This window comes from Hungatella sp. SB206 (assembly GCF_051132295.1).
Lineage (GTDB): Bacteria > Bacillota > Clostridia > Lachnospirales > Lachnospiraceae > Hungatella > Hungatella effluvii.
Genome location: NZ_CP096603.1, coordinates 333,930 through 359,292, shown reverse-complemented (window position 1 = coordinate 359,292; position 25,363 = coordinate 333,930). Strand labels below are relative to the sequence as shown.

Here is a 25,363-nt window from a genome sequence, read left to right as displayed (position 1 = left end):
TCCTCCTACAGCTTATCCCAATTTTCCTGCAAATCGCCCTGCATCAAGTGCTGGGCAATGGCTTGGTTCAGTTCCTTGCGGCAATAATAATCTTCCTGCTCCATGCCGCGAACGCATTCCTCCATCAACGCCTCCGGAGAAACTCCTTCTCGTTTGCCATAAAGGTGGCCGAAGGCATAGCACACTGACTTGAGAAAGCCGAAAATATAGTCATGATTTCCACGCATACTGGGTAGGTCGTTGAAGGAACCCATGCCTCCGTATGCCCGAAGGTGGTGGGCGACCTCCCGCCGCTGGGTCCAGTCCTCAATATCCCGCTCCAGCCAGTCGATCCAGTTTTCAAATTCAGGGTGATCAGCCAACAAAATTAGGCGCAGGCAAGACAGAGCCTCGGTATAAATATCTGTCTGTTTCATCAGATTCCTCCTAACTATTCTCCGAAATGTTCCAGATACAATTCCCGCACGGAATAGGGGCCTACAAGAGTCGTTTCCTGTCTGCCATCCCAGGAATACACATGAATTTTGCCTTCATCTCCAATGTATTGCTGATCTTCAAAGGGTGCGGGAAAGGGAAAACTCTCTACCACGCTCCAGTCGATCTCGGATTTCAACGCATCAAACTCCTCGCGCTTGAGCCTTTTGAAATTAAACACCAATGCTGACCCGATTCCATCGAACAGCAGGTCAGCATATTCTCTGGTGGTGATGCTCGCGCTCACATTGGCGGCATCAATATTGACATCCAGAACCTTGTTTCCGCAGTTTGTCCAGATTTTATCAGGAGAGAACCAGGTGGCGCGTTCCTCAGCGTCTGCAAAGTCCTCACGGGGATACCATCCGTTTGCGCTGTCCGGCTTGACGCCTTCCCGAAGCGGCCCGTTGTACGGGGAAAGCGGATAATATCGGTGCCGCACCGGATCAAATCGGTGAAACGAAATTTTCAGCAGATACCTATGCTTTTCGCTGCGCATGAGCTTATGGGGCTTCACGATATGTTCTTCGATCAAACTCCAAATGTACTCATCCACACGGATGGATACACGGGGGCGGCCGAATAGTATGATTTTGTTGGTGTCTGTATCCACATTGATCCAGACGCGATTGATCTCAACCATTGTCATTCCTCGCTTTTCAAAACGCTCCGCTATAAAATCGGCTTTCCCAGATAGCCTCAAATTCCGCTTTCTCTATGACGCAGGCGTGGAATTCCTCGCCCCAGACATGGGCGTTCAGTTCATCCACGGTGGGGATCGGCGTGATCTCGATAGCGCCTTCGTAAAGAGCAGGGATATTGCGGGTGCGGCCATCCGCAAAGATGTCAATGGAGCGGAGAGCCAGCCGCTCATTTCCTGTATCCACTTCATAGAGGATCACCAATGGTTCTCCCTCCGGTGCGTCCTCCCAAAAGAGCTTGATATATTCAATCATCTCGATACCCTCATCGTATCATTTGAAATAGTAATACCAATTCCCGCCAAATTCCCGGTCACATTCCTCCTGGGAGGCAAAGGTGCAGTCCTTGATTCCCTCAATGGGGTAATGACGCTTTATCAGCTGCTCTCTGTGATAGGAATTGATCTGTTCCGTCAGGCCGCTCCGCCGCGCCGTCTCTAATTGCGAGTCGGTGGCAAAGATGTAGGACACAAAGTAGTTGTCCGGCTGGATGTACCAACCAAACTCAATGGCCTGCTGGATGTCAGCGAAGTGATTTTTCACATCCTCCATGCAGGCTTCTATTACTTTTCGCCATGCAAACTCCTGCTCCTTATTTTTCATGTTCCACCTCACCTATACCCAGATAAGTCCGCATCGCTTTTACATCATCACAGGCCGCCCGGATCATTTTGGACAGCAGCATCAAATCGTCGATGTACTGGGAGTACACGCAGAACACATCCTCGTCGGAGTCGAAGTGAAACAGATCCACGCCGCTGTTACTTTCCTCGAACTCCTGGATCACGCCCCGGACAAGCTGTTCCCAGTCCTTGCTGCTGCCGATCAGTCCCAGTCGTCGGAATTCCTCTGTCCGGAATCCGTCGCTGATCTTTAGCAGAAGGGAGATCGCATAGGGGTGGTGGGGAATGAGAAAGAATGGCGCGATCTGCTCTGGTTTCACCCAAATTTTGAAGGGCGGGCGCAGATCAGGTATCCAGGGCAAGATTTCCCATTCGTCCTCTGGCCGGTTTCCGTATTGGCAAAGGTCTTTCATAGTGTTCTCCTCATTCGATGTCGCTTAGTTCTTCTTTCAAATCCAGTGGAGCACCGTCCAGAGATGTGATCTGTGACAGTTCTGTTTCTGTCAGATTTTTCAGGAAAATGCAGTATTCGTCCGGGTGGCCTCCCACAAACTCCATTTTAGGCATCCCGATCTGCTGTGGGTCGGTGATCCACAGGCAAGGCTCTCCCGTTGCCCAAAAGTGAGTCAGAGTAAGAATTTGGCCGTTGTAAATTACTTTCTGTTCCATTCTCATTTCTCCTACATTTTCTTCAGCAGCTTCACGATCCGCTCCCGATTCTTTGCGGTTTTCATAAAGGTTGGAAGATGATCGGCCTGGGTCTTTTTCGCTCTTCCCGGCGGCTTTTCCCGCAAATCGGCACTGAGATAGTCGATCAGATAGGCAAGGTGCTCCCGGTTGAGGGCCCAGACTGGCTTACCCTGGAAGGAGGTCAAAAACCAAAGTTCCAGGCCAAAATAGGGTTCTCGTCCGTTCTGAATATCAGCAATGTAGGAGAAAGCCTCCGCTGTTTTATGGACTTCTCCCGACATGATTGCCCCGCAATAGGGACAGGCCACATGGAGAACGGAAAAGTGCTGTTTTGCTGTATCTTCAATATCCACTCGGTAGTACCTGCCGCAGTTTTTGCATTGGTTATGAACATCATAGCGGTAAATCGTCCAGTCACAGATTTCCTGATGACCGCAGCTCAGGCATCGGAAATAGGCGTTGTCATCATCCGCTGTCACCACACCTGCGCCGTGGCACTTGGGGCATTTCACCTGGATGCCGGTGGCGAGGGCGCTGTAGGCACTATATGTAAAGTAGGGTTCATCAACAATTCGGCTCATGCGCCCACACACTCCTTTCATCCGTCTTTCTCTAAATAAAATCCCCATACGCAGTTGGAGAACTCTCCAGCAGCAAAGCGGTGGATCTGCCCGTCAATCTCTACCTGCCAGACCTCGAAGGTATGGTTTTGGTGATAGATCGGGTCTTGGACTTTTACTCGCTTCCCAGTGGGTTGCCAGTCGTAGTCAAAGATGTTCACACCGAACAATTTGCATTGACCGTCCGAGCCAAAGGTTTCATATTCCCAAGCCATGTGATGCCTCACAATCCTGTTCGCTGCCAGCCGTCCAGCCGCTCCTGCACCGCATCGATCATCCAGCCCTCGCCCACGCGCTTCATGAGGAAACGACGGTCAAAGCCGGTGTTTTTCTCTCTGGTGTAAATGTAGAGCTTGTTTTTGGTAATCTGCTCTGCGTCAAGGAATTCTTCCCCGTTGTAGGTGCCCTGGGCGCTGTATGAGAGGCCCAGAGGTCGATAGCCCGGACGGGGCTTTTCGCTCACATACTTCTCCCAAATTGCCAGCACGCGGGGCACAGCATCAGCATCTTCAAACCCAGCCTGCTCCATGTATTTCTCCCATTCTGTCATCTCGGCAAAGAAAGCGGACAAGATTCTGCGACATTCTTCCGCCGCCTGCCCATCCAGTTGGACGGGCTTTTTGGCCTTTTCCCGTTGGAGCTGGGAGAAGTGTTCCATCTGCTTCTTGGTGAATTGCACATGGGATACCGGCTCAATGCGGTTGTTGCCGGCGCTGGCCAACAGGCCCTCATAGGTAACGGCGGTATGGTCGATCTGGATGTGGGAGAGCTTGGGGATGGAAGCCGCCTGGAGCAGACCGGCATCATCCAGCCCGGTCCGGTTAAGGGTCAAAAGGTCCAGCTTGCAGCCTTGCAAGGAGGACAGGCCGCTGCCGTGAATGGCGGCGTTGCCGTCCAACAGCAGATAGCGCAGCTTGGGCATAGCAGAAAAAACGGGAAAGCAGGCGTCGGTGAGCGCACCGTCCTCCACGCCGAAGTTGGCCATGCTTTTATGCCCGGCAAAGGGGGCAAGCAGTTCATCGGTCACCGGATAGCCTTTCACATGAAAGCCCACCAGGGTGTAACCGGCCAGCTGCTCCATGATCTCTGCGGTCAGCTCCGGGACTTCAAATTGCTTTTCCCCATCTAAGGTCAGGACACCGCTCTCCCAGTTCACTGTCCGCGCCCGTTTCGGTAATTCCATAGTGCGCCTCCTTATTCCTGCTCCTTGTAGCTGGCTTCAATGTCGATGAAGCGCACATACACGGCGCAGACTTCGCCCTTGGCGTCGTAGCCGAAGTAGACGGGATAGTAACCATCACCCCAGCCGGAGGAGAAGATGGGCAGGTTGCAGTCCGTGTCCGGCACTGTCCAGTTGAGCCAGTCGCCGCAGTCCCCCTGATATTTGGGGTAGGCTTGGGCGTTTTCCTCCAGTAAGTCGCAGAACAGGTCGTTGTAGGGGTCAATGTCCGGGGCTTCCTCCAGCCGCTTAGCCCAGTATGTCTTGAAGGCCGCCTGGGTCTGGATGTCCGCAACGCAGCCCATCCCGGCGTCTACGCCAAAGCCAAAATAATCGTCCTCATCCAGTCCCTCGTCCAGATCTTCTTTGCCCGTCATACCCAACTCATAGCGGACAGGCTTCTCCCGACTGACCTCCACCTTGACACAGGCGTAGCGGTCGCCGTATTTTTCACTGGGCACCACGCAGATCTTTACGGGATAAGTCCCGGCGGGGATCGTCTGGATTAAGGGCGGTGTATCCTCCAGCTCCACCAGAGGATCGCAGGCGAAGATCGTCCCGGTAGGGAAGTGGACGGCACCAATGTCCAGCACATTCACGCCCATGTTCCCAATCACTTTTTCTGTGAAATGAGCGTCCAGGTCCGTTTTGCAGACCAGTTTATCCTTGATTGATTCGTATTTATTTAGCCATTCGGTAGTCGGCATAGTGGTTTCCTCCTGTTGATTCGGTTTAAGCATCGGTCAGCTCTCTACAATGCGAACCTGTTTTCCTCCAATTTCTATTTCCAGCTCTACGCCATAGTCCTCTGCCCAAGCAGGGCACTTGCTGAGCAGGGCCAGGATGTGCTCATCCGGCTCCCGGCCAAGGGTCACACGCAGAATTACGGGCCGATCCCCATATTCCTTTTGAAATTCCTCGCTCTGGGTGTGGTTCAGATAGCCCTCCATCTTGTCCAGCAGGGCCTTCTGCGTTTCCGGGGAGCCGTCAATAAAGCCATTGCAGACCAAAACCATTAGAACTTCTCCGGTTTTGGTTTCTGCCAGAATGTCGATCTTATCCAGTTCGCCAAACATTTTTTCAATGGACATCGTTTTCACCAATCCCTTTCCCGGATGGCCTCCTCGGTGTCAATGGGGATGCCAAACCACTCCAGAATGTAGGCCACGGTTGCCGCGATACATTCCCGTGCCACCGTTTCGATCTCGCTGTCGTTCTCGTCAAACTCCTCCTGGAGATCATTGATGCCGCAGACCGCCTCGTCCAGCGTTTCCTGCACCACTTCGGTATCGGTTTCGCCGCCTTCCAACAGGTCGATGACCTTCTGAAGCTCGTCCTTTACCTTGTCTACCAGAAAAGCAGGATAGTAATCGTCCTGATACATCTCGTCCAGCAGTTTATAATTCGGATCAAATGTTTTCATCGTGATTCCTCCTTTCTCATTCAAACATCAAACCGTATGATTCGGTCAAGCTTCCGTCGTCCTCGTGGAATATACACTGATACACGGGCTCACGCTGGGTTGCTTTGCGGAACCGCTCCAGAACCGGAGCCAGCGGCTCACCGGTAGGGATACCGAGCGCATCAGACACCCGCCGCAAGCTATCCATATCTTCCAAGTTTGTGTTACGCTGTCTCTGCCCATATTCCTCCAGTGTTTTGGAATCTACATACTGCTTTGCGTCACAGCAGTCGTGCCAGCAGATACAGCTCACAATCAGGGAAAAGAGAGCGTCCATGCTCTCGGCCAGACGGCCTGCCTCACCTTCGCTGCTGTAATATCCAATGGAGCCATCTTCCAACAGGTGGTATTCTCCGCCGGAGCCATCTCTGGCAAACGCCATGCCGGGCATTGAAAAGGTGCATCGGCCTTCCGCGTCATCCCGCGGGGATAACTCATCCAGCAGGAAGAAGTCGAACAGCGAATCAAATTCCTCTGCCAAATCAGGGTTTTCATGCAGTATTTTCAAATAGTCCATTGTCGTTTTCCTCCGTTTACGGTTTTTAGGTTATCTCGTGCAGCCTTTCCAGCCACAGTGTTTCGTCTATCATCTCATCGTTCTGGTAAAAATGGTCTTTGTCGCGGGCCAGATGATCGGCAAGCGGAGCCGCATCCATAGGAGTGCAGACTGTGAAACTGTCCCGATCCGCCCCCTTGATCTCCCGGTTGAGGTAATACACCCGCTTGGCATCGCGGGAATACCAGTGCCCAAGTAGTTCCCAGGAAGTCAGCTCTGCCTTTGGAAGCTGTTTGCCGTAGGCATAGATCCGTTTCTCATCCCTGGCAAAATAGGTATCGCCCAACGAGCGGAAAGAGGAAACTTCCGCGCCCTTGATGATTTTCACCCTGCCGTCCCCGTTATGAAAGTAGACCTGCCGGCTGTCCTTTGCATATCCCTGGGGCGCACCTGAATCGTTCTGGCCATTGTCTAATACCTGGAAGGCTGCCAGATCTACATCTGGAATTCTCCCGCTGGTGGTGTAGACGGCTGCTTTGTCAATCGCGTAGGCATAGTTTAACACCCGAAACGATGCCGGGACTGCTCCACGCAGGCGAATCCCGCCGAGAAAGCAGGCCGTAGAGGATTTGCCCCAGTAACGCCAGCAGCAGAAGTCTTTGGGCGCAACACCCTTCAACAAGCCGTTTTCATATAGGCCAGAGAAATAGACGGCTCCATCCCGAAGGAAAAATTCGTTGTCCACCGGCTCTGTGTTGGTGATTGGTTGCAGCGTTTCTTCGTGCTCGGCTGTGATGCTCAGTTCAATCTCATCGTCGCTGTAAATCAAGTAGAGCCCATGAGGAGCCTTTCTATCGAAATGCAGTTCAATGTCATGGTATTTGAGGATCAAAGGTTTCCCATCGCTTTTCATGGTGGAAACGGCATCAGGATTCCCGAAGATTTCTATGACCTCATCCTGCGATATTCCGAATTTCAGCGGTAAAATGTCCCGCGGATTCTGTAATATTTGATTGCGCCAAATAGTAAAGTCCTGTTTCATGTTTTTAGTAGCACTGGAGGACCAGCCATATCCGATCAAAGCGGCGGGCTGCCAGGTCCTCTTTGGTGATGTAGAAATAGATGTGCCCGCAGTTTCCGAACATCAGCTCGAAGTCGCCATACTCCACGATATCCAGCTGGAACAGCAGCATCCAGCGGTCACGGGCCGTTTCTTCCGCCCGCTGACGAACCTCCTTTGGAATCTTAACCCAGCCATTGCCCAGATAGTATCCTTGGTTAACCAAATCACATTCGGCAAACATGCTGTTCTGGATCACATAGGGCCAGCCCAGCAGCTGGGAGCGGTCATCCGGGTCCTCTGGGTCCTCGCCGGTCAGTTCCTCCCATGCATCGTTGAAAGCCTCGTCATCCTTCTCATCCGGGAACACCTCATGGAAGTCCTGCCAGGAAGGATAGGAGTATTTTGCGTCCATCTTGATCTTGACCATAGGAAATTTGAAATCTTCCTCCATATCAACAGGAAAGTTTGCAGCGGACAGTGCCGAAAGATCCTCAAACCAATAGACGCGGGCGCAGCCCTTGTCCTTGGGGTCATAGCCCCAGCACTGGGTATCCGTTTCATAGAAGAAGGAGAGCAGGCCGTGATCGGGCAGAAGATGCTCTTTGTCAAACTGGGCCAGCTCCTCAAAGTTGAACTGTGCCAGGAAAGTGAGGGGACGATCCTTCACCACATGGTCATAGCTCTCGCCCTCATAAGTAGGCCAAACGAAGTCCGGGGGCACATCCGGCTTCCCACCGAAGCGGGTGGCGCCCAGCTTATATTTTTCTTTCTTAGCAATTTTCAACACAATGCTGTTTTTGCCCAACGACTCCAGTTTTTCTTTCATGTTCATAACATTTTCTCCTTATTGTTTCGTCATACCTTTCCATCCAGTGCCTCAACTGTTTTCATGGCAGCGGAATCAAAGTTGCACTGCCGCAGTTCCCGTTCGATCAGGGCAAACACATCAGGAAAGCACTCAATCTCGTCCTGATACTCATATTTCGCATACAGTTTCCCGTACTCCGAGATCCAAACCTCTGCCGGGTAGTAGTAGCCGATGTGACCGATGGGCTGGCACTTCTGACCGGCAGCCTGTTCGATTTCCGCCAGCTCACAGCCGGACATATCCCGGAAATAGGCTTCTTCCAAATGGTTTTTGATCTCGTTGACCAGGTAAGGGAACAAAGCAAACTCAAAGTCAGCCGCCCATTTCAGCTTTTTCTGCGCCAAGTACCACTCGCAGCACAGGCCGAAATACTTGCGGTAAAATCGTTGGGTGGTCTTCATCATCGGGACGCCATGATCGGCGTAATACTTCTCCGCAATGGAAATATCCACACTGCGGCCTTCGTACCATCCGGCGTACTCCATCAGCTGCTTAACCTTGCTGCCCAGATCGCCAGAGATAGGGATGCGTTCTTTCGTCATGGTAGTATCCTCCTGTCTTTCGTCACCACAGCCGGTCGATCTGGGTATATATCTTATTCGGTTCTCTGTCCATAAAACTGGTCAATGAGTCGGTGGGTTCTGCAAGCGGCATCACATTCAAAATGTCCAGCACATAATACCAGATCCCGGTGTCCCAGTCTCGGAACCGCCCATTGCAGACAGCCCAACCATAATCACCAGGAATCAAATCCAGTGCCAGCTCATTGAGAGGCTGTTTTTGCCCGGTCTTATCATAGGTATATCGCTCCGGCATCGCACCAATATGCCAATCATAGCGGTAACGCACCTGGATTCCGGACTCCAGCTGAATCAGTTCAAAAGGGTGAAGCCGCATTGTGCCATTAGGCTTCCATTCCATTAGCCTGCGACAGTCCTTATCGATCTGAAATCCATCGGGCCTCTGTAAGATAGATACAAAGTGTGTAGGCAGGCCAAAGGAATAGTAAGAGAAGAAGTCTTTAGGCAGCCGCATCGCTCTGGGATACTGGTTTCGTTGTGCGGCGGCGTTTCCGCCCCGACAGTCTTTATACCATTGCAGGCGGATCTGCTGGATCAGAAGTGTGGGCAGATATTTTTCTCTTTTTCGTTCCTCAGCTCTCATGTGTGATACAGAAAATCTCCTTCTTCAAATCAAAGTAGACCACCATCAGTTCGTCGGTGATTTCCGGATTGAAGGACAGATCCAGAATGAAAACTTGCTGGTTCATCTCGCTATCCACCAGGCTGCCAAACCGTTTGAGCCGCAAAAAGTCCACCATCTCAGTAAAGGACAGCTTGGCCAGGTCGGTTCCTGGAAAAAGATCCGCCGCAATATCAGGGCCTACCTCGTCCCGGTGGAACTCCATGAAAAATGTCACAACGCTATGGTAGCAGCTGTCCTCGTCCGCCAGCGCCCCTTTGATAGCGGCTTTGGCCTTTTCCGCCAGTTTCTCCGCCTCATCCAGCATTTCTCCCACCGCATCCATAGCGGCAGGATCAGCAGTCAGTTCTTCCTCTACATCGAAAAGAAAGGGAAGTCCCGATTCCTCGGGAAAGGTGAAGATCTCCTCGCCGGGCGTATATGGTAAATCAATGCGTTTACAATTCAGTTTCATCATGGTATCCTCCTTACCCCTCAATGCAGGCAGCTTTGAGATGGGTGATGTAAGTTCTGTTTTCTTCTGTCATCGGTTTGCTCCTTATTCCTCAAACTCACCCTCGATCATCCCGTTCAGATACCGGCCTGGGTCTGCGATGAAGTCGTCCCATTTGGCCAGAGGGTGGAATTCCTCATGCTCGATGTCCAGATACCACAGCTTTTTGTCCCTGGGGCTCCACAGCAGCAGGTAGTCGCTGTAATTATCCATGGCCGCCATGAGGGAGAGCAGCTTTTTTCGTTTCCAGGTCATCTCCTGCACATCCATGTAGGCGTACAGCTCCGCCCATTTCACCCATTCCTGCTCCTGGAACTCCAGCCGCAGGGGGCCGGTTTTTAGATATTCCACCAGCTTGGCGGGCAGCTTATAGGGCATGAGCTGCCGGACCTTTTCCTGTTCGTTGTGCCATTCCTCCGGTTCCAAGGCTTTTAAGTAGTCGGCCAGCTCCTGATTTTTGTTCTGCACCGCCACGGTGTAAGGCCGGTCGCCGTATTTGTCAGCAATGGTGATGTCGGCTCCTTGCTCAATGAGCCAACGCACCATGGGGAGATTTTTGTGTCGGACAGCTTCAGTGACAGCGGTGGAGGCGTTCGGAAACACCATGTCCGGCTTGTGGTAATTGATGTCTGCCCCTTTTTCCAGAAGCAGTCGGGCAAGTTTGGTATTGCCTTCGGACACAGCGGCCCGGAATGCCTCGCCGCCAAACTTGTCCACTGTGATCCCGGCTTGCTCCAGCACCTGGATATTCTCCGGGCGCTTGCCCCAGCGCACTTCCTGGAAGGCCCGCTCTTTCTGCTTCGGGCTGAGTTTTGCGGCCTGTCCAGCAAAGAGCGCCACCACCTCTGACCCACAACAGCGGACAGCGGTGAGCAGCAAGGGCTGTTCCTCTGCCAGACCGGAATCAGCTCCATGCTCCAGTAGGAAGTGAATCATGGGCACATCATTCCGAAAAACCGCGATTTCCAATGGCATTAGCTTGATGTATTCGCTGAGTTGGATGGGAACATCTAAATCCAGACCGTCTTGGAGCAGCGCCTCCAGCTTGGGAGTGTCATGATCACAGATGGCGGCAGCCGTTTCCGGGAGAGTCTCCCAGCGGCCAATATATGCAATTTGGTACATAAGACACCTGCTTTCGTTGTTGTTTCAATTATTATTCATCTCCGAACCGCTCAGCAGCGTCTTTGTAAACAGTAATACTTTCTTCCACTCTCACTTTTTCGCTGCGAATACGGAAGTAGTCCCGTAGAATGCGCTTCAGTTCCGGGTTTTCCACCTTGCGGGGCAGCAGACTGATGAACATTTCGTCGTAGCTTCCATACAGAACACCGCCCCGGTTGTAAGTCTGCCATGTCACCGTAGGTTTGCGTCCTTCTGGGTCTTTAGCCAGATCAAAGAACCACCGCTCATCCAGATCCACATAGCGTTCAATCATAAACCTTGTGTCATAGGTTCCATAGCTATAATAACCCCAAAAAATCAGAGCGATCATTCCATCCGGGCCCAGGCGTTCATAGGTCCAGCCTTCCGGATAACAGCGGTAATGGAGCATTCCCAGCGCATGGAACAAATAGCCTTTTTGCGGCGTATCCAGAAGGGGCGAATAGGTCTCATACACCTGCTCCTTGGGCTGGGTGATGATTGCCTTCATAAAGACCGGCATCAGCCAGCTGCCGCCGTAGCGTTCATTCAGCTCATCAGCCAATGCTTGCAGTCGCTCATCCGGGTTGCGGATCAGGGCGGCGGTCAGCACTACAGCGGGAATTTTCTCTTTTTCCTTGGGTGTGGCATCCCAAATGCGAAGCCCGTCCGTAATCCACCAGGAGGTACAATCATCACGAGAATAAACAGGCGTGCGTTTCAGCTGGGCGATCCGCTGGGTGTTTTCCGCCAGGAAGCGGTAGACCTCCAGCATTTTAGGCGAGGCTTTCCCCAACATCAAATGGAAACAGAAGTTCAGTTGTTCTATATCCAGTGGCTTTGTGTCCCCCTCGTCCAGCAGCTGGGAGAGAGTCTTCAGAATAACCGGGGCGATCTGCTCCGATACACAGTCGGAGCAGGCATCTGACATGATATTGCTGCCCATCCATTTGCCCTTGACCAGTTTGGCCCACAGTGGGGCAGCAGGGGCATACTCCAGCTGCGCCAAGGCCTTCTGAGCAGCCGTTTTGCACTTGCCCTTTTCTGTATTCACAAGCTGGAACAGCAGTTCGCCGTTTGCTTCATCCTTGCCCAGCTCCAAAATGGCCTGTTCTCGCTTTACGCCCTTGGGAGGCAGTTGTTCCAAAGTCATCATTCGTTTTCTCCTATCCCACAATGGTGGTTTCCTTGACGGCCAGATTGTCGTAATCCATGGCGATCAGCTTCTCAGCGGCCTGTGGGGTACACATAAACCAGGTGCTCACGCCCCAGGCGTCCATCCTTGTGACGGTGAAAAAGTCGGTTTCTGCGGGAGTCGGATTTCTGGCGTCAATGTAGTGGTCGGCGTAGAGATAGACCAAATCCGCCTCCCGCTCCGGCAGCCACTTGGCCCGGCGCGCACGGGGTTTGCCGTTTTTCAGTGTCTTTTCTCTGGGGTTCTCGAACCATTCCAGCTCCTTGAGTTTCAGGCCAGTGAAGGCATCCATCAGCCGCTGGGCGATCTCCCAGTGGGTAAACACGCCGCAGTTCCAGGAGCCCATCAGCCATGTCTGTATAGAATCCCCCACCTTGCTGCCGGGGGCAGGAGGTCCATAGACGCTCTCATTCGCCCACATGACTTCCATCTTTTCGCACTGATCCGGTCGGGGGCAGGGCTGTTTGTTGCCGTAGCGGTACATGATATTTACATAGCCATAGTCTTCGCCGGTTCGGTCATGGCCGACGGCTTCTATTTTATAAGCAGTGATCGACATTGTAGTTCCACCTCCTGAGCCAGTACAAAGTCATTGGGGGTTAATCTGCTTCAAGTTGTTCTTGCACCTCTTTGGGCAGGTCATTCCACAAAATATCGTATGTAAAATCCCGAATCTCCGGGTAACACTCCCGTGCGGTCTTTTCCGCAATATCTCTATTCAGGTAGTGCATCTCTTGGTGGAAAAACCAGTTGAGTTTTTCCATCAGCCGATAGAGTCGGATCTGTTCTTCTTGGGTCATGGGATTGCTCCTCCTATTTCAATTTCAGCACAAATCCCCAGATACTCACCACAATCAGGAGGACACCCAGCAGAAAGAAAACCACACGCCGGTATCCTCTGCTGTGTCGATGAGCATCCCGCGTACCAGTGGGGTCGCAGAGCCAGTTCCAGTTGCGGATCGCCCCAATTAAAATCACGGCCCCGATGAGCACCCAGGCAATGTACCAATGCTCTTGCAAAAATGCTGTGATCTGTCCACTGTTCATTTACAGATACCCCCCTTTACATCATCGGGAGTTTCCTTTCGGATGATTTCCTCCCGCTCTTTTAAATCCAGCTCCAGAGCTTTTTCCTCCTCCAGATATTCCTCGCAGTCCCGAACCAGCTTTTGGGCGGCTGGGTCATCCGGGGCCAGGGCCAGCCAGCATTTTGCGTATTCATAGGCGGTGGCTGCGGAGCGGTATGCCATCAGGCAGGAATAGCCCATCCGGGAGTTCCAGTAAGGGTCGTTCTCTCCCTGGGTGCGGACGGACTCCAGCAGATCAATGGCGTGTCGGATGAGATCCTCGTCCACTTCACCGTCGGTCCCATGCACTCCATGATCTCCCAGAACCGCCAGATTGCTGTAAGCCCGACTCAGCTTGACGGTCAGCAAATAGCCCCGCTCCTGTTCCGGGATAGCTTCGATGGCCTGGATGCACTGGGAATACTCGTCCTTGCTATTCCACTGTTCGAGTTGCTCCAGCAGCTTTATTTCTTCTGTCCGATTCATCGTTTCACCGCCTTTTCTGTGTTATCCCTTGCCTTTTTTGAAGTGTCCACTGCCTCGCCAGGTGTTGACCACACAGGTGAAGATCTGGCCACAGTGCTTGCACCTAATCATGTGAGCCATAATTTCGTCTGCCCATCCATCCTCAGTCTTTACCTTCTCCAGCGAGCAGGTGGAGTCCTCTGCTATCAGTTCAAATTCGCCTTGTCCCACCAACTGCTGAATATAAGCAATACAGGCCAGGTAGTCCTTGGGGGCATCAAATTTTCTCCATATTTGAATGTTTCGGCAGTGCTCGCACATAATGGGCACCTCCTTCCATAAACGGTTGTAGTCAGCCCTGTATATCAGCGTCAACAGGGCCTTTTTTCAGTGTCCCATCCACAGTGACCACATGGCCCCAGAACATATCGTCGTCCTCATACCAGACGGTAAAACGCCCACCAGGAGATACTGTAAACTCGGTGAGCAGGATGCGCCGGGCGAACTCATCCTCGGTGATGGGGTCTTTCTCCGGGTTTCGGTCAGTCTGGTCATTGTCGGCCAGCCATTCGTTGGCCTGAGCAGTGAGTTTCTGGGCAGCCATAGTTCGCAGAGATTTATCCCAGACTTCCTGATCTGCCAGCAGTTTTTTCATCACATTGGTGACGCGGGTCCAGGACGCTTTCTTTTCAATCTCCACATCCAACGAGATCTGGACTTCTTTTCCCATCCACTTACAGGTCCCATCGAATGTGCTCATCTCACGATCCAGCGTGAGGGTTCCCAGCACTTCATCTTTCAGAAGAATGGGTTTTGTATATTCCGCCCAGATTTCCTCCAGTGCCGGACAGGACACACCTTCCTCCAACACTTCCGTGACATACCACTGGGGTTCACTGAGGGCATCACCTTTCCAGCCGCGGGCTTTGATCCGGTATATCTGGCCCTTGGCGAACCGCTTGGAATAGTCACCGGCATCCCGTTCCTTGTCCGTCAGCGGCCAGCTCAGGTAGCATCGACCGGAGATCACCTGTCCAGTCTGGACATCTGCCATTGCGAGGACATGGGTATGCGCCGCCCAGAAGGTATCCAGAAAAGTTTTATCCGCGCTGATACCGTCCTGAATCAGTACCAGCTTTTCCTCATCTTCCGGGGCGTACAGAGCAATAAAGTCCTTAACCGTTCTCTTTTTCATGGCGTTCTCCCTTTCAGGTCTGCTGGTGCTGCATGGACACGATATGGCAGTCCGGGCAGAACTCCACATAGAGCGTGCCCTCCGCACAGTCAAACACCGTATCCCACTGGATTTGGGCCAGATACTTCATGGGCTTGCCGCAGTGAGGACAGGTCGTATATTCCGCGTCCTGCACCCAGTTGGCAAAGCCGCCGATGGTGTTCACATCCTGACAGGCCGCGCCGTAAAACAAGGGTACCGGCGTCTTGCCCAGCACAAAGGGATTTTCAGTGAGGGCCTTGTAGTCCTCGGGCCGAACATAGCACTTCGTCTTCTCCGCACCATCAAAGAGTTCGGAGGGAAAGACCTCCACGCCGCCGTCCAGAGTAAAGCGGTTGAAGGCGGGGCCTTTCAAAAATCCCACACAGTTGGGGCAGCAGGTGGCGGTCAGGATGCCGTCCAGCCCCAGGAATTTCAGCCGCTCATCCCGGCCATCCAGCACCAAAATATCCACCATGTGTCCGCCGCAGTGGGGACAGGTGTCCTCCCGTGCTCGGCCAATGCGGATGGGAGATTTCTCGCCAGTGGTTCCCTTGACCATAGGATAGCAGGTGTCGAAGTTGAGTTGGATTCTCTGGCCCTCCTTGTCGAAGGTCCAGCCTCCGATCTGCGCATAGCTGGATGAGTCTACATAGAGACCCTTGCGCCAGGGCCGGGGATTTCGCTCCAGCTCCAGCAGAGTCTCCATTGCCTTGTCATCTCCTTGCATAGCAAGGCAACTCATCAGGTCGGCGGCATTCCGAGAGTATTCTGCTTTTAGCAGGGCAGCAACTAAAGCGTCCCGCACATCCTCTGGCGCGTGGTAGTAGAGCTCACAGGGCCAAAACACCTCTGCGGCCAGTGCCACCTGCTGAATCTCCGGGGTGATGGCATCATGGTAGCCAAGCAGCTGCCAAAAGTCGGTGAACTCCGGGTCCTCCATATCAGCCAGCTTCTGGATGTTCTGGATCAGGTTTTTCTGTTTCTGCGTGATTTGTTCCGGCGTCCAGGCAAGAGCAGCTTGCCGTTCTTGCTCGCACTTACATTTCCAACACAATCCCTCATAACCCAAGGGGGTTCCACAGCTGGGGCAGGTATATTTCAGACTCATGTTCTCATACTCCTTTCAGGCAATAAAAAAGCCCCACGCCGCACTGTCATAAAGACAGGCTGACGCAGGACATGAAGAAGCCGCGTTGAAGGAGCCGCATCCACCAGCAGATGTAGTTTCTTCAACAACCAAAATATTTTTTTCGTATCTTAAAGCAGCAAATTGCTGTCCAATATATTGTTTCATCGCAGCACCCTTTTTGTTCACATAGCATTGTTTTTTATTATACCACATATTGTTTTATTCGGGAATATTTTTCTTACCCTAAGTTGTTTTATATTCACCAAAAATTGATACGCATTAACCTCACACCCACCTTCCTTTTTTATAGATAACTGTCTAATTTTTTCTCTGATTATTATATTTCTTCAAGTGATACCTTCTCTTCATATGTCATATTGCCATATCCCATATGCCACCAAGAAAACAAACTGATCCCTTGGTGGCGTATCTTCTAGCTGCTGTCTATCAGCGTATATAAAAGACTGCTTTTTCCTCCGTTTTCACGCCACCTCTGTTCCTTTTTTATAAGCCCAGCCTTTACCAGATCCTGAATCGCCCGCTCTACAGTTCTCCGTGATAGGTTTAATTCCTTTGCGATAGTACCAATCGCAGGATAGCATTGTCCGTCTGTATTACTCCGGTCTTTCAAATACATATACACAGCTTTAGCCCGATGGGGCAGATCTGAAGAATAAATTTTAGAAAAATAAGCCATCTGTTCTCCTCTCTGCTAATCGGTTCTAAGAGGTGGTCTTCGAGTAGCTGCCTTATGCTGTTTTTCCTTCGCTGTCTCTCCATGAGCCTTTCCTCCTAAAAAAGAAGCCTCCTCCAACTTTCCGCTTTCAACAGATCCCCTCCATAAATCTTCCTCATCAAAATCAGACCGCCTTACTATTTCCTCCTCCAATTCCAATCGGTCAGCATATACAACTTCTCTTGCTGCCTGTTCCGGGACTTCATAAACCTCCTCAAACCGGATACCCCATTTTAAAAACAAAGGAAGTCTTGTTTTCATAGGGCATACCCCCGTCTTAGCAAGAATGAAATTCCCTTTTGGCAATGTCTTTAACTCCTCCGGCGCCATTAATGGTCTGCTCATCATCTGCAGGCTCTGGCTGGGGTCATTTTTTCCTTTGGATATAGAACCAGACAACACCGTTCTGTTTCCCAATGCTTTGGATAAGATTTCTGCGCTCTCTGAGTTTGGTGCAAAACCTCCAAACAAAATATCCTGGCAGTTATCGATGATAATACTGGAACCTTCTTTTCCATAATTCTTTTCCAACTGCGCAAAGCTCTGAATGATAGGAACCATGCTGATCCGTCTGGAACGGCCTGCAGAAAACATCATCTCCATGGATTCAATTTTCGGTATGGTTCCGATTTCATCCGCAAACATCATGACTCTGTTGGGCAGCTTTCCTCCATGTTCATCTGCAATCGTCAACATTTCCCGGTAAAGCTGCTGTAAAAACAGGGATACCATAAAATACTTCGTGTTATCTTCTTCCGGCAGCACAATAAAAATTGCTGACTTTTCCCTACAGAATGTTTCCGTGTCCAAGGTACTCTCAAAGCACAGGATCTGTTCCATTTCAGAATCCAGAAACGCATTCAATCTGGACATGGTTGTGGATAGCACAGAGGCCATTGCCTGATCCGCAGAATTTAAAGCTGCTCCTGCAAACCACTTCGCCTTGTGAGTAGGTGGTAGCTTATCCATAAGTAACTGGAACAGGCTCCGGTTCTTCACGGGGGATGGCGCCAGAAGATCCTGAATCAGCTTGAACACAGAAATGATATGGCGTTTCTCTGGCGGGCAATACTCTGCAATCAACAGAATCACAGAAGTCAGCAAACCTTCTGCTGCATCATAGAAAAAAGCATTTTGTCCATAACTGCTGGCAGAAGCCCCTTCAGAGCAGATGATTGTTTTAGCTGTAATTTTTGCATACTTCTCTGCTCTTGCCTTTGCTGCCAGATTTTCAGGATTCTTTAAATACTCATCCATGTATTTATTAACCAGCGTCAGGATATTGTTGCCATCAGAACGGGTGGGATTTCGTAAATCCAGAATGGAAATCCGATAGCCATAATATTCCTTGGCTATACCTGCATAATTACGAAACAGATCGCCCTTCGTGTCTGTGGTGAGAAAACTCATTCCAGAAGCACAGGCATATTCGATATTGGGGTATAAGAAGTTTGCGGTCTTACCCACTCCTGCTGCCCCGATCATGAGACAGTGAATATCTCCACTGTCTACCAGTGCTGTGATGGAATTTCCTTTCTTTTTGTATCCAACTACCAGCCCCTGCTCTTTTGGTAGACGCTTTCCTGCTCTCCATTGCTCCGGTTCATATGGTACATGAGCATACGTTTCCCGTATTTCCTTTTCCGTTGCAAACCGTGCAGTTCCATACTGCCCGTCTCCTACCGTTCTCGATTTAATTCCGTTTAAGGTATAATGATTTGATATCATTACCAGACTGCCGATTACAGCGAACATCCCCAAACCTATACAAATAAATATAATGACTCCCTGTATCCTACTCCCCTCCTCTCACATCATCTGTATAACTGTCTGCTGTCTGTTCATATATTCCGGCGGTGGCTTCTTCAGTTCTTGAAGATCCTCATTCCAATCCTTAAGATTTGAAAAAAGCGAGAATACCATATGGTATCCCCGCTCAGGCAGGTTTTTCTTTATCCGTTCCCTTGCCTGGATTCCCGCCTTATCATGATCCAGACATAAAGCAATTTGGGAGATGTGCGGTGCATCATTCAAAAGCTGCATCAACGCATGTTCTGCCACCCCACAGAGTGCCACATAACTATGATCCATCCACCCCTTTTGATACATGGAAATAAAAGACAGCATATCAATCGGTGCCTCAAATACATACACGGTATTGCTCTTCCCAACCCAACGAAAACTGTACCTTGGATCGCATCCTTCTACATTCCCCTTAAATGGTTGTCCCTTCTGACAGGTTCCCCTTTTATGTGCATGGCGTGGAATTCCATCTGAATCAAAACCCACAAACACAACATTATGATATTTGACATCTTCATAAATCATGTGTTTTCCTGCAAATACAGATACTACTTTAGGATCCACACACCTTGTCTTTATCAGATACGCAAAAGCACGGTGCATGGTCTGGTTCGCTTCTGGAAGTACGAATGGCTTTTTCGGTTCTGGTTGCTGATTCACGCTTTCCTGGTATGCAACTCCCTGTTCTCCGCTAAGCAGCATTGTAACTGCGTCCGGAAAGCTCTGGTTATAAAACATCCGCACAAAGTCAATGGCACAGCCTCCCTTTTCTGTCGCGTGATCATACCATCGATTTCCCCTCACTGTAATACTGTGATCACTGGCCAGGCGCTTTTCTCTTCCAGAACGAAGCAGCTTTTCCCCCTGCCTGGAAAGAAAATCTTCCAGATCCACCGCATTGGCCCTCTGTTTCTGTTCTTCCGTAAAATAAACAAATTCTCCCATGCCATCCTCCTTCGTCAATAAATACCTTGTGCCGGCTCCTGATCATCCCTATGATGTCCTTGAGCCTGCTTTTTCTCTGACAGTTTCCTGCGTCGTTTCCGGTCAATCTGATACCGCTTCATTTCCATTGGTCTCTGTACTTCTTCGCAAAACAGCTTTTCCAGATGATGAAGCAGTCTGGTTGCTGCCAGAAACAAGGACGGATCCTGATATGCATCCAGATGTTCCAGTAAAAAACTGGCATACAGATTTCCTTGTTCTGCCGATGCTGTCAGATATTCCACTGCCTTTTCCCGATCACGGGAAACATCTCTGCCACAGAGATATAACTTTCCCAACGCATACTGAGCATACTGGTTTCCTTTTTCCGCACATAGTCCCAGGTAATGTACTGCTGTTTCCACATTTTTCGTTACATGTTCTCCTGAAAGATATAACTTCCCTAACTGATAAAAGGCCCATTCATTTTTCTGCTCCGCTGCCTGTTGAAGCCATTTCATTGCCACTTCCACTTGGGGAGAAAACTCTTCCCCCTTGAGATATAGCATTCCAAGCCGATACTGCGCATACGGATTTCCTTTTTCCGCTGACAGACTGAGCCACTTCACAGCCGCTTCCACATCCTTCGGTATTTCCTCCCCCAAAAGCAACAAACATCCCATCCGATATGCAGCATATTCATTTCCAAGTTCTGCTGCAGAGCGGAACCATTTCATGGCCTGATCCATATCTTTATTAAAATACACACCATCCTGGTATAATTTCCCCAACACATACTGGGCAGCTGAGTGCTCTGCATTTGCTGCTTTTGTAAGCCATTCCACTGCCTGGCCGCTGTCTCCACTTCCCGTTTCCAGCCAGAGTTTTCCGAGTGCATACTGAGCATTGGTATTTCCAAGCTTGGCAGACTTTTCCCAATATTCAGCTGCTCTCTTATCATCCGCTTCGGTTCCCGTTCCTGTGTGGAGCATCTGACCAATTCGGTACTGCAGTTTATCATCATGACTTTTTTCTTCCAATATCACGAAACCGGAATACGCATCCTGAAATCCTCTCTCTGCTAGTTTGGGATCCGGCTCTGTACCAAGACCATCCCGATACATCTTTGCCAGTTCCAGACTGGCATAAGGATTTCCCTGTTCTGCCGAACTCCTGTATAAAGAGAATGCCCGCATATCATTTTGCTCCACCCCCCGTCCCCGTCGGTAAAGCCCAGCCAGAGAATACTGGGCATACTTATGGTCCATTGCAGCCGCCTGAGAAAACCAGTGTGCCGCCTTTTCATAATTTTGTTCTGCTCCCAAACCAGAAGCATACATTTTCCCAATACGATATTGCAGATATGGTTTCTCCTTTTTCTTTACGGATTCTTCTCTTACAAGAAATGCTTCCAATGCTTTCTCATACCATTTCTGTGCCAGCCCCACATCCGCATCCCGTCCCAAGCCATCCGCAAACATCCGGCCAAGGTCGTGCATGGCAAACCCATTCCCCTGCTCTGCTTCCTGAAGGAACTTCTGATATGCCTTTTCAAAATCCTGTAATGTAGAATCGCTGCCATACAAATAATTCCTAGCCTGTATATATCCATCTGTCCACCAGTTGGAACTGGATTTTTCTTTTCTGCCATTAGGAAAAAGCTCTTGCTTGAGTTCCTCCTCCGCATAGTCCGAATCTAGTTCCCCTGTCAGCTCTGCTACCGGATCTGGTTCTTGTATAAAAAAATCGTCCTTTGGTTCTGAGTATCCATCTTCATTCTCTTCAAACAAAAAATGATGACTGCCAAGCCTCAATGCTTCTGCAATCACCATATTTTTGATACTTTTTAATTTAGGCTGTTTTGATAAAGGCGGTAATTCTTCCGTCTGTTTTCGGTAGGTCTTCACAATCTCATCCTGCCATAGCCCCCATTCCCGGTACAGGGCAGACACCCGGTCATCTTTCTCCAACTCATCTACGATATGATCAACCAGATCCTTCACATCTCTCTTCAGGTAGCCATAAACCTTTTTCCCGCCTGTATTCTGCAGCCGTTTAGAAAGCTGCATCATACTGGTTTCAATTTCCGAACTCTTAAGCGTCCCCGCCCGTATTTCATCTATCCATGTTTTCATTACAACTTCCGACCGTTCCTTTAAATCCATACGAGACTGTGCCTGCTCCTCATAAATATTTGCAAAATCTTGACGGAAAATATCATGTGCCAGCTCAGAACGCATGGCCTCAATCGACTGCTTTGTCAGATACCCTTCTCCATCTTTTACTGAGTACACCAATAGATGAACATGAGGATGATGGCTTTCATTATGAAATGCAGCGTACCATTTCAGATTGGCGCTGTCAATTTTCATATGCTTACACAGCATTGCCCGTTTGGAACGCAGCAATGCCATCCACTGAACAGCACTGTCGTACCCTAACCGGGCTGCGTCCTCGCGCCGAAGGGAAATCACATGTGTCCACACAATTCCCTTGTGATCTGCCACCTGATTCTGCACCTGTCCAAGAACCACCGGTTCTCCCTCATCTGTAAACAGGCCATGCTCCCCAATCTTTTCTACACGGGGACGATGCGCCAGATAATCCACATAATTTTTTCGCGTCGCTGCTATATCAAGATTTTGTTCCAATGCACAGGAAATAAATTCCGAGGCATTTTCGATTGTTGGTTTTCTTTGATAATCTTCATACTCCAGCATTTCTTTTGTCGCCGGAAAATCCTGCAGGAGCTGATGCACTAACTTCTTTTGACTCACCGTTGCTGGGAGGTGCTTTTTACTTGTATCAATTTTCTCTACCCCTTTCCGCGTTCCAATGTAATGGACATAATTTTCTTTCTGAGATGGTTTTGCATCTTTTAAATATCGGGAAGTAAAAATAAGTTTTGCCATGTTACTCCTTTTTAGAAAGCAAAAAGGAACCTATGGCTTATCACACACCATGGCTCCTTTTACTTTTTATCACATCTTCTTCCGTTACATAGTTTCAACATTTGAACATATCATGTACATTGCTTGATCCAGTCAGAAAGAAAGTCCATCTGCTCTTTCGTATGAAACCAGTGCTCCCCGTTTTCCATAACTGTAAGTGTTGCTCCGATTCTATCTGCAAACTCAGCTATTGTTTCATACGATGTCAGGTTATCCTTTTCTCCATACAGAATGTGCGTTGGAACAGTCCAGGTAACAGGATGCTCCCTCACATAACAAAGATAAGCCCAGGAAAGTGTTTCTCCAAAGGATGTCGGGATTTCTTTCTGTTTCTGCAAGTCATCTTCGGTCACATTCGCCCACTGCATCATATTCCGAATCAATCTCTCCATGTCTACAACCGGAGAAATAAAGTATGCCTTCTCTATTTTGCTGTCTGCCAAAGCACTCATAGCAAAGAAAGCACCAATGCTGTTCGCAATCACTGTTACCGTTTCATATGTTCCGCATAGGTTGTCAAACAATCCGGGAAACTCTTTTTTCGCTTCCCAAGGTGACTGTGAGGAATAGTCAAAACCAATTACATCATATTCTTCAAAGAGCGCTTTATAATACTCTGCCTCTTTCGGATTTCCACCTTTACCATGTATATACAAAATTGCCTTGTCCATTTATTTGTTTTCCCTTCACAATACCTATTTTTTCTTTTTGGATTTGGGCAGCGGCAGTTCATCATACATCGCGTGGAACAGTCCTGTCAAAAATTCTTTCTGATCAACCTCCTCTACCAGCAGCATCTCTTTTGCTCCCTCATAAGGTACTTCATATACCGAATCTGTCATATAGGCAATTGCTGACTTTGTAGGTTTTACAAGCAGTCTGTCATCATAAATACCTCCTATAATCTTGCCACGATAATAAATAATAAATTCTCCCATCATAGCACGGTATGTAATTTCATCCAACTCGGACAGCTGCTCTAAAATAAATTGTAAATAATTTTTGCTTGATGCCATCGTTTACCTCAAACCAAATTTTGTGTAAGAATACATTACATTCTTAATGTCCTCGATGTTTCTCTTTTTTCTTTTTTTGTTTTAAATCAAACATTTTTTTCTCTTCTGCCAATTTGTCTTCCCGGCTTTTAGACTTACGCTGCTGTTTCCTTTGTTCCTGCTGCAGCTTTAGTGCTTGCTGAGATTTTGTTCCAACGCCCCTATCCAACATTTGTTTATGAATTTCACGCTGGAGCTTCTTTGGGTTTTTTGTTAGTTCCTTTTCAGTAACCTCCACAGATGGACTAAATCGCAAACGATCATATTCCTTTAGCACAAACTCCCAAATCTCATAGTCCTTTGGTTCAGTTCCAAATGTTACTTTGGAAACGGAAAGTTTCCCATTTTCAACTCTCTCAAAAATACCTACCCAAAATGGTTCCTCAAAAAACACTGTCAGCTTGCCTGTCCTTATACTCATGGCAATCCCTCCTTAATGATTGAAATGAGCAAAGAATGGACAACCCGGAGGGGCAGGTTACTTACCCTGATATGCAGGACGGCCGGGCTACCTACCGGCTCTGGTATGCATCACTGCATACGTTGCGTTTTTATCTTTACTTTTATAATCAAGCCTCCTCGGCCAGATTAACACATATAATTTTTCTGTTTCTAATTAAAACCAACTCGCCTTTTCATCTCTAAATTTAGGCGTATCACTATCCTCATAAGGATTATAACTGTTTAAGTTACATCCAAACTCCTTTAATGATTTTATTTTATTATCTGCTGTCCATACAATCAAGGACATTCCGTCAAATTCCTCTATATTCCCATTATTCATTTCATTTTTAAAATACCACTCTACAACCGTCTGGTTATCTTTATGAAAGAACTGCTTGATCTTCCACTCCATCACCTTGCCACGTGTATTCCATTCATTAAACCAATGTTTTACAACTTGACGGTTATTATATTTTGGACTCCAGCTTTCAGTATAAATCACGTCTTCCGCAAAAATGTCATCCATACCAAGATCCTGTTGTGTAAGCCACATTTTGAACCATAGTTGAATGATTTGTTCTCTCTCATTCAAAATTCTACACCTCGATTCGTTTCTTATATATTATAATCGATGAGCTGTTGCATCGTAAAGGACAAATCTATATTTTATCTCTTCTGAAAATTCATCACACAACCAGAGGGAAGTACATATAAATTTTCTTTCCATCTTTTCTTTTCCAACAATATCTACACATCCCGCTTTTGATAATGATACGCATCTTCAAACTTCACAGTTCCATTGATCCGCCTCACTTCATCAACACATTTTGCGTGCAGCCTGTTTAAAGATTCTTCATCCACATCATGAGTGTAGGCAATTACCTGTGAGAGCTTGGACAATTCCACTGCTATCTTAAAGTCCATTCTGGCCAGACGGTTCTCACTATCCTGAATGGTTCCCGTAAGCACAGAAGCCAACGACTGCAAAAAATAATTTTCTGCTTTTCCTGCAAGAAGATACCCTATATAGAATTTAAGCGCTTCTGCTACAAATTCATTCCGGGAACGCACATTGGCTGTCTCTAACAGACCATCTGCCTGGTTTAAGATTTCCTTTTCGACATAAATTCCCGCACGTACTTTCGTATGTTCGCTTCCCATCGTTTCCTCCTAACCCTGGTATTCACAAAATCTCTCTCATTTCCTCCAAAATTCTGCCACTTTCAAAAATCCAGCACCATTCTTACGACCGCCTTCCCCAAAAGTATTCAAACCAGATTTTCCGAACGGCTTTGCCGGTCGGTGTTTTCCAGGGGTGGGCTG

The 25,363-nt window shown here is 49.0% G+C and carries 37 protein-coding genes; all 37 read right to left on the bottom strand.

Annotation, left to right across the window (positions count from 1 at the left end; genetic code table 11):
• Positions 1–5 precede the first annotated feature (5 nt).
• The 37 genes from M1L66_RS01680 to M1L66_RS01500 all read right to left on the bottom strand — a co-directional run bounded on the left by M1L66_RS01680 (position 6) and on the right by M1L66_RS01500 (position 25,201).
• Complete coding sequence (locus M1L66_RS01680; RefSeq protein WP_117471900.1) at positions 6–416, bottom strand: DUF6966 domain-containing protein; 411 nt, start codon at positions 414–416, stop codon at positions 6–8.
• A 14-nt stretch (positions 417–430) separates the two neighbouring features.
• Positions 431–1,117, bottom strand: a complete 687-nt coding sequence (locus M1L66_RS01675; RefSeq protein ID WP_242990539.1) for a hypothetical protein — start codon at positions 1,115–1,117, stop codon at positions 431–433.
• Between the two features lie 16 nt (positions 1,118–1,133).
• Positions 1,134–1,430 (bottom strand): DUF6881 domain-containing protein, encoded by a 297-nt coding sequence (locus M1L66_RS01670; protein WP_117471902.1) that lies wholly within the window; start codon positions 1,428–1,430, stop codon positions 1,134–1,136.
• 18 nt (positions 1,431–1,448) lie between these two features.
• Entirely contained in the window at positions 1,449–1,778 is a 330-nt protein-coding gene (locus tag M1L66_RS01665) for a hypothetical protein (RefSeq protein ID WP_412248277.1), read from the bottom strand.
• On the bottom strand, positions 1,768–2,211 hold the full coding sequence (locus M1L66_RS01660; protein ID WP_117471906.1) for an Imm51 family immunity protein: 444 nt from the start codon (positions 2,209–2,211) through the stop codon (positions 1,768–1,770). Before M1L66_RS01660 ends, M1L66_RS01665 begins: the two co-directional genes overlap by 11 nt.
• Positions 2,212–2,221: 10 nt before the next feature.
• Positions 2,222–2,467, bottom strand: a complete 246-nt coding sequence (locus M1L66_RS01655) for a hypothetical protein (RefSeq protein WP_181968291.1) — start codon at positions 2,465–2,467, stop codon at positions 2,222–2,224.
• A gap of 11 nt (positions 2,468–2,478) precedes the next feature.
• Positions 2,479–3,069 carry a hypothetical protein gene (locus M1L66_RS01650; RefSeq protein ID WP_117471910.1) on the bottom strand — a complete coding sequence of 197 codons (591 nt, stop codon included), beginning with the start codon at positions 3,067–3,069 and terminating at the stop codon, positions 2,479–2,481.
• 17 nt (positions 3,070–3,086) lie between these two features.
• The gene (locus tag M1L66_RS01645) at positions 3,087–3,323 is read right to left on the bottom strand and encodes a hypothetical protein (protein WP_117471912.1); all 237 of its coding nucleotides are present in this window, start codon (positions 3,321–3,323) and stop codon (positions 3,087–3,089) included.
• 8 nt (positions 3,324–3,331) lie between these two features.
• Complete coding sequence (locus M1L66_RS01640; protein ID WP_117471914.1) at positions 3,332–4,291, bottom strand: NTF2 fold immunity protein; 960 nt, start codon at positions 4,289–4,291, stop codon at positions 3,332–3,334.
• Between the two features lie 11 nt (positions 4,292–4,302).
• The gene (locus M1L66_RS01635) at positions 4,303–5,034 is read right to left on the bottom strand and encodes a DUF4241 domain-containing protein (RefSeq protein WP_330593489.1); all 732 of its coding nucleotides are present in this window, start codon (positions 5,032–5,034) and stop codon (positions 4,303–4,305) included.
• 36 nt (positions 5,035–5,070) lie between these two features.
• Positions 5,071–5,418: a DUF6572 domain-containing protein gene (locus tag M1L66_RS01630; protein WP_117471918.1), complete on the bottom strand. Its 348-nt coding sequence runs from the start codon at positions 5,416–5,418 to the stop codon at positions 5,071–5,073.
• A gap of 5 nt (positions 5,419–5,423) precedes the next feature.
• Positions 5,424–5,750: a DUF5713 family protein gene (locus tag M1L66_RS01625; protein WP_117471920.1), complete on the bottom strand. Its 327-nt coding sequence runs from the start codon at positions 5,748–5,750 to the stop codon at positions 5,424–5,426.
• A gap of 16 nt (positions 5,751–5,766) precedes the next feature.
• Entirely contained in the window at positions 5,767–6,306 is a 540-nt protein-coding gene (locus M1L66_RS01620) for a hypothetical protein (protein ID WP_117566501.1), read from the bottom strand.
• A gap of 25 nt (positions 6,307–6,331) precedes the next feature.
• Positions 6,332–7,327: a DKNYY domain-containing protein gene (locus M1L66_RS01615; protein ID WP_117471924.1), complete on the bottom strand. Its 996-nt coding sequence runs from the start codon at positions 7,325–7,327 to the stop codon at positions 6,332–6,334.
• Positions 7,328–7,331: 4 nt separating this feature from the next.
• Positions 7,332–8,180: a YwqG family protein gene (locus M1L66_RS01610; RefSeq protein WP_279019862.1), complete on the bottom strand. Its 849-nt coding sequence runs from the start codon at positions 8,178–8,180 to the stop codon at positions 7,332–7,334.
• A 23-nt stretch (positions 8,181–8,203) separates the two neighbouring features.
• A complete protein-coding gene (locus M1L66_RS01605) occupies positions 8,204–8,758 on the bottom strand; it encodes an SUKH-3 domain-containing protein (protein WP_117471926.1) in 555 nt (184 codons plus the stop codon).
• Positions 8,759–8,780: 22 nt separating this feature from the next.
• Complete coding sequence (locus M1L66_RS01600) at positions 8,781–9,380, bottom strand: hypothetical protein (protein ID WP_434690446.1); 600 nt, start codon at positions 9,378–9,380, stop codon at positions 8,781–8,783.
• A complete protein-coding gene (locus tag M1L66_RS01595; RefSeq protein WP_117471930.1) occupies positions 9,370–9,873 on the bottom strand; it encodes a DUF2004 domain-containing protein in 504 nt (167 codons plus the stop codon). Before M1L66_RS01595 ends, M1L66_RS01600 begins: the two co-directional genes overlap by 11 nt.
• Before the next feature lie 84 nt (positions 9,874–9,957).
• Positions 9,958–11,037 carry an ankyrin repeat domain-containing protein gene (locus tag M1L66_RS01590; RefSeq protein WP_117471932.1) on the bottom strand — a complete coding sequence of 360 codons (1,080 nt, stop codon included), beginning with the start codon at positions 11,035–11,037 and terminating at the stop codon, positions 9,958–9,960.
• Positions 11,038–11,068: 31 nt separating this feature from the next.
• The gene (locus M1L66_RS01585) at positions 11,069–12,211 is read right to left on the bottom strand and encodes a hypothetical protein (protein ID WP_117566502.1); all 1,143 of its coding nucleotides are present in this window, start codon (positions 12,209–12,211) and stop codon (positions 11,069–11,071) included.
• A gap of 10 nt (positions 12,212–12,221) precedes the next feature.
• The gene (locus tag M1L66_RS01580; RefSeq protein WP_117471936.1) at positions 12,222–12,809 is read right to left on the bottom strand and encodes a hypothetical protein; all 588 of its coding nucleotides are present in this window, start codon (positions 12,807–12,809) and stop codon (positions 12,222–12,224) included.
• Between the two features lie 40 nt (positions 12,810–12,849).
• Positions 12,850–13,050 (bottom strand): hypothetical protein, encoded by a 201-nt coding sequence (locus tag M1L66_RS01575; protein ID WP_117471938.1) that lies wholly within the window; start codon positions 13,048–13,050, stop codon positions 12,850–12,852.
• A gap of 13 nt (positions 13,051–13,063) precedes the next feature.
• Complete coding sequence (locus tag M1L66_RS01570; RefSeq protein ID WP_117471940.1) at positions 13,064–13,297, bottom strand: immunity 17 family protein; 234 nt, start codon at positions 13,295–13,297, stop codon at positions 13,064–13,066.
• Positions 13,294–13,803, bottom strand: coding sequence for a hypothetical protein (locus M1L66_RS01565; protein WP_117471942.1), 510 nt, complete (start codon positions 13,801–13,803; stop codon positions 13,294–13,296). Before M1L66_RS01565 ends, M1L66_RS01570 begins: the two co-directional genes overlap by 4 nt.
• A gap of 21 nt (positions 13,804–13,824) precedes the next feature.
• On the bottom strand, positions 13,825–14,103 hold the full coding sequence (locus tag M1L66_RS01560) for a hypothetical protein (RefSeq protein WP_117471944.1): 279 nt from the start codon (positions 14,101–14,103) through the stop codon (positions 13,825–13,827).
• Between the two features lie 31 nt (positions 14,104–14,134).
• Complete coding sequence (locus M1L66_RS01555; RefSeq protein ID WP_279019850.1) at positions 14,135–14,977, bottom strand: DUF2262 domain-containing protein; 843 nt, start codon at positions 14,975–14,977, stop codon at positions 14,135–14,137.
• Positions 14,978–14,990: 13 nt separating this feature from the next.
• Positions 14,991–15,725 (bottom strand): hypothetical protein, encoded by a 735-nt coding sequence (locus M1L66_RS01550; RefSeq protein ID WP_434690441.1) that lies wholly within the window; start codon positions 15,723–15,725, stop codon positions 14,991–14,993.
• Positions 15,726–16,121: 396 nt separating this feature from the next.
• Entirely contained in the window at positions 16,122–16,292 is a 171-nt protein-coding gene (locus M1L66_RS01545; protein ID WP_181968292.1) for a hypothetical protein, read from the bottom strand.
• Positions 16,293–16,560: 268 nt separating this feature from the next.
• Positions 16,561–16,824 carry a helix-turn-helix domain-containing protein gene (locus M1L66_RS01540; RefSeq protein ID WP_002593789.1) on the bottom strand — a complete coding sequence of 88 codons (264 nt, stop codon included), beginning with the start codon at positions 16,822–16,824 and terminating at the stop codon, positions 16,561–16,563.
• A gap of 15 nt (positions 16,825–16,839) precedes the next feature.
• On the bottom strand, positions 16,840–18,618 hold the full coding sequence (locus M1L66_RS01535) for a VirD4-like conjugal transfer protein, CD1115 family (protein ID WP_117471952.1): 1,779 nt from the start codon (positions 18,616–18,618) through the stop codon (positions 16,840–16,842).
• A 54-nt stretch (positions 18,619–18,672) separates the two neighbouring features.
• Positions 18,673–19,611, bottom strand: coding sequence for a DUF3991 and toprim domain-containing protein (locus M1L66_RS01530; protein WP_412248262.1), 939 nt, complete (start codon positions 19,609–19,611; stop codon positions 18,673–18,675).
• Positions 19,612–19,625: 14 nt separating this feature from the next.
• Complete coding sequence (gene mobP3, locus M1L66_RS01525) at positions 19,626–22,502, bottom strand: MobP3 family relaxase (RefSeq protein ID WP_117471955.1); 2,877 nt, start codon at positions 22,500–22,502, stop codon at positions 19,626–19,628.
• Between the two features lie 110 nt (positions 22,503–22,612).
• On the bottom strand, positions 22,613–23,212 hold the full coding sequence (locus M1L66_RS01520; protein WP_117471957.1) for an alpha/beta hydrolase: 600 nt from the start codon (positions 23,210–23,212) through the stop codon (positions 22,613–22,615).
• Between the two features lie 24 nt (positions 23,213–23,236).
• Positions 23,237–23,557 (bottom strand): TfoX/Sxy family protein, encoded by a 321-nt coding sequence (locus M1L66_RS01515; protein WP_117471959.1) that lies wholly within the window; start codon positions 23,555–23,557, stop codon positions 23,237–23,239.
• Positions 23,558–23,600: 43 nt separating this feature from the next.
• Complete coding sequence (locus M1L66_RS01510; protein ID WP_117471961.1) at positions 23,601–24,017, bottom strand: YjdF family protein; 417 nt, start codon at positions 24,015–24,017, stop codon at positions 23,601–23,603.
• A 195-nt stretch (positions 24,018–24,212) separates the two neighbouring features.
• Positions 24,213–24,632 carry a nuclear transport factor 2 family protein gene (locus M1L66_RS01505; RefSeq protein WP_117471963.1) on the bottom strand — a complete coding sequence of 140 codons (420 nt, stop codon included), beginning with the start codon at positions 24,630–24,632 and terminating at the stop codon, positions 24,213–24,215.
• 155 nt (positions 24,633–24,787) lie between these two features.
• Complete coding sequence (locus M1L66_RS01500) at positions 24,788–25,201, bottom strand: hypothetical protein (RefSeq protein ID WP_117471965.1); 414 nt, start codon at positions 25,199–25,201, stop codon at positions 24,788–24,790.
• Between the last annotated feature and the right edge of the window lie 162 nt (positions 25,202–25,363).

Coding starts and splice junctions, on each gene's coding strand:
- M1L66_RS01680 (WP_117471900.1), bottom strand. CDS start 416: ATGAAACAGACAGATATTTATACCGAGGCTCTGTCTTGCCTGCGCCTA.
- M1L66_RS01675 (WP_242990539.1), bottom strand. CDS start 1,117: ATGGTTGAGATCAATCGCGTCTGGATCAATGTGGATACAGACACCAAC.
- M1L66_RS01670 (WP_117471902.1), bottom strand. CDS start 1,430: ATGATTGAATATATCAAGCTCTTTTGGGAGGACGCACCGGAGGGAGAA.
- M1L66_RS01665 (WP_412248277.1), bottom strand. CDS start 1,778: ATGAAAAATAAGGAGCAGGAGTTTGCATGGCGAAAAGTAATAGAAGCC.
- M1L66_RS01660 (WP_117471906.1), bottom strand. CDS start 2,211: ATGAAAGACCTTTGCCAATACGGAAACCGGCCAGAGGACGAATGGGAA.
- M1L66_RS01655 (WP_181968291.1), bottom strand. CDS start 2,467: ATGGAACAGAAAGTAATTTACAACGGCCAAATTCTTACTCTGACTCAC.
- M1L66_RS01650 (WP_117471910.1), bottom strand. CDS start 3,069: ATGAGCCGAATTGTTGATGAACCCTACTTTACATATAGTGCCTACAGC.
- M1L66_RS01645 (WP_117471912.1), bottom strand. CDS start 3,323: ATGGCTTGGGAATATGAAACCTTTGGCTCGGACGGTCAATGCAAATTG.
- M1L66_RS01640 (WP_117471914.1), bottom strand. CDS start 4,291: ATGGAATTACCGAAACGGGCGCGGACAGTGAACTGGGAGAGCGGTGTC.
- M1L66_RS01635 (WP_330593489.1), bottom strand. CDS start 5,034: ATGCCGACTACCGAATGGCTAAATAAATACGAATCAATCAAGGATAAA.
- M1L66_RS01630 (WP_117471918.1), bottom strand. CDS start 5,418: ATGTCCATTGAAAAAATGTTTGGCGAACTGGATAAGATCGACATTCTG.
- M1L66_RS01625 (WP_117471920.1), bottom strand. CDS start 5,750: ATGAAAACATTTGATCCGAATTATAAACTGCTGGACGAGATGTATCAG.
- M1L66_RS01620 (WP_117566501.1), bottom strand. CDS start 6,306: ATGGACTATTTGAAAATACTGCATGAAAACCCTGATTTGGCAGAGGAA.
- M1L66_RS01615 (WP_117471924.1), bottom strand. CDS start 7,327: ATGAAACAGGACTTTACTATTTGGCGCAATCAAATATTACAGAATCCG.
- M1L66_RS01610 (WP_279019862.1), bottom strand. CDS start 8,180: ATGAACATGAAAGAAAAACTGGAGTCGTTGGGCAAAAACAGCATTGTG.
- M1L66_RS01605 (WP_117471926.1), bottom strand. CDS start 8,758: ATGACGAAAGAACGCATCCCTATCTCTGGCGATCTGGGCAGCAAGGTT.
- M1L66_RS01600 (WP_434690446.1), bottom strand. CDS start 9,380: ATGAGAGCTGAGGAACGAAAAAGAGAAAAATATCTGCCCACACTTCTG.
- M1L66_RS01595 (WP_117471930.1), bottom strand. CDS start 9,873: ATGAAACTGAATTGTAAACGCATTGATTTACCATATACGCCCGGCGAG.
- M1L66_RS01590 (WP_117471932.1), bottom strand. CDS start 11,037: ATGTACCAAATTGCATATATTGGCCGCTGGGAGACTCTCCCGGAAACG.
- M1L66_RS01585 (WP_117566502.1), bottom strand. CDS start 12,211: ATGATGACTTTGGAACAACTGCCTCCCAAGGGCGTAAAGCGAGAACAG.
- M1L66_RS01580 (WP_117471936.1), bottom strand. CDS start 12,809: ATGTCGATCACTGCTTATAAAATAGAAGCCGTCGGCCATGACCGAACC.
- M1L66_RS01575 (WP_117471938.1), bottom strand. CDS start 13,050: ATGACCCAAGAAGAACAGATCCGACTCTATCGGCTGATGGAAAAACTC.
- M1L66_RS01570 (WP_117471940.1), bottom strand. CDS start 13,297: ATGAACAGTGGACAGATCACAGCATTTTTGCAAGAGCATTGGTACATT.
- M1L66_RS01565 (WP_117471942.1), bottom strand. CDS start 13,803: ATGAATCGGACAGAAGAAATAAAGCTGCTGGAGCAACTCGAACAGTGG.
- M1L66_RS01560 (WP_117471944.1), bottom strand. CDS start 14,103: ATGTGCGAGCACTGCCGAAACATTCAAATATGGAGAAAATTTGATGCC.
- M1L66_RS01555 (WP_279019850.1), bottom strand. CDS start 14,977: ATGAAAAAGAGAACGGTTAAGGACTTTATTGCTCTGTACGCCCCGGAA.
- M1L66_RS01550 (WP_434690441.1), bottom strand. CDS start 15,725: ATGCAAGGAGATGACAAGGCAATGGAGACTCTGCTGGAGCTGGAGCGA.
- M1L66_RS01545 (WP_181968292.1), bottom strand. CDS start 16,292: ATGAAACAATATATTGGACAGCAATTTGCTGCTTTAAGATACGAAAAA.
- M1L66_RS01540 (WP_002593789.1), bottom strand. CDS start 16,824: ATGGCTTATTTTTCTAAAATTTATTCTTCAGATCTGCCCCATCGGGCT.
- M1L66_RS01535 (WP_117471952.1), bottom strand. CDS start 18,618: ATGTTCGCTGTAATCGGCAGTCTGGTAATGATATCAAATCATTATACC.
- M1L66_RS01530 (WP_412248262.1), bottom strand. CDS start 19,611: ATGGGAGAATTTGTTTATTTTACGGAAGAACAGAAACAGAGGGCCAAT.
- mobP3 (WP_117471955.1), bottom strand. CDS start 22,502: ATGGCAAAACTTATTTTTACTTCCCGATATTTAAAAGATGCAAAACCA.
- M1L66_RS01520 (WP_117471957.1), bottom strand. CDS start 23,212: ATGGACAAGGCAATTTTGTATATACATGGTAAAGGTGGAAATCCGAAA.
- M1L66_RS01515 (WP_117471959.1), bottom strand. CDS start 23,557: ATGGCATCAAGCAAAAATTATTTACAATTTATTTTAGAGCAGCTGTCC.
- M1L66_RS01510 (WP_117471961.1), bottom strand. CDS start 24,017: ATGAGTATAAGGACAGGCAAGCTGACAGTGTTTTTTGAGGAACCATTT.
- M1L66_RS01500 (WP_117471965.1), bottom strand. CDS start 25,201: ATGGGAAGCGAACATACGAAAGTACGTGCGGGAATTTATGTCGAAAAG.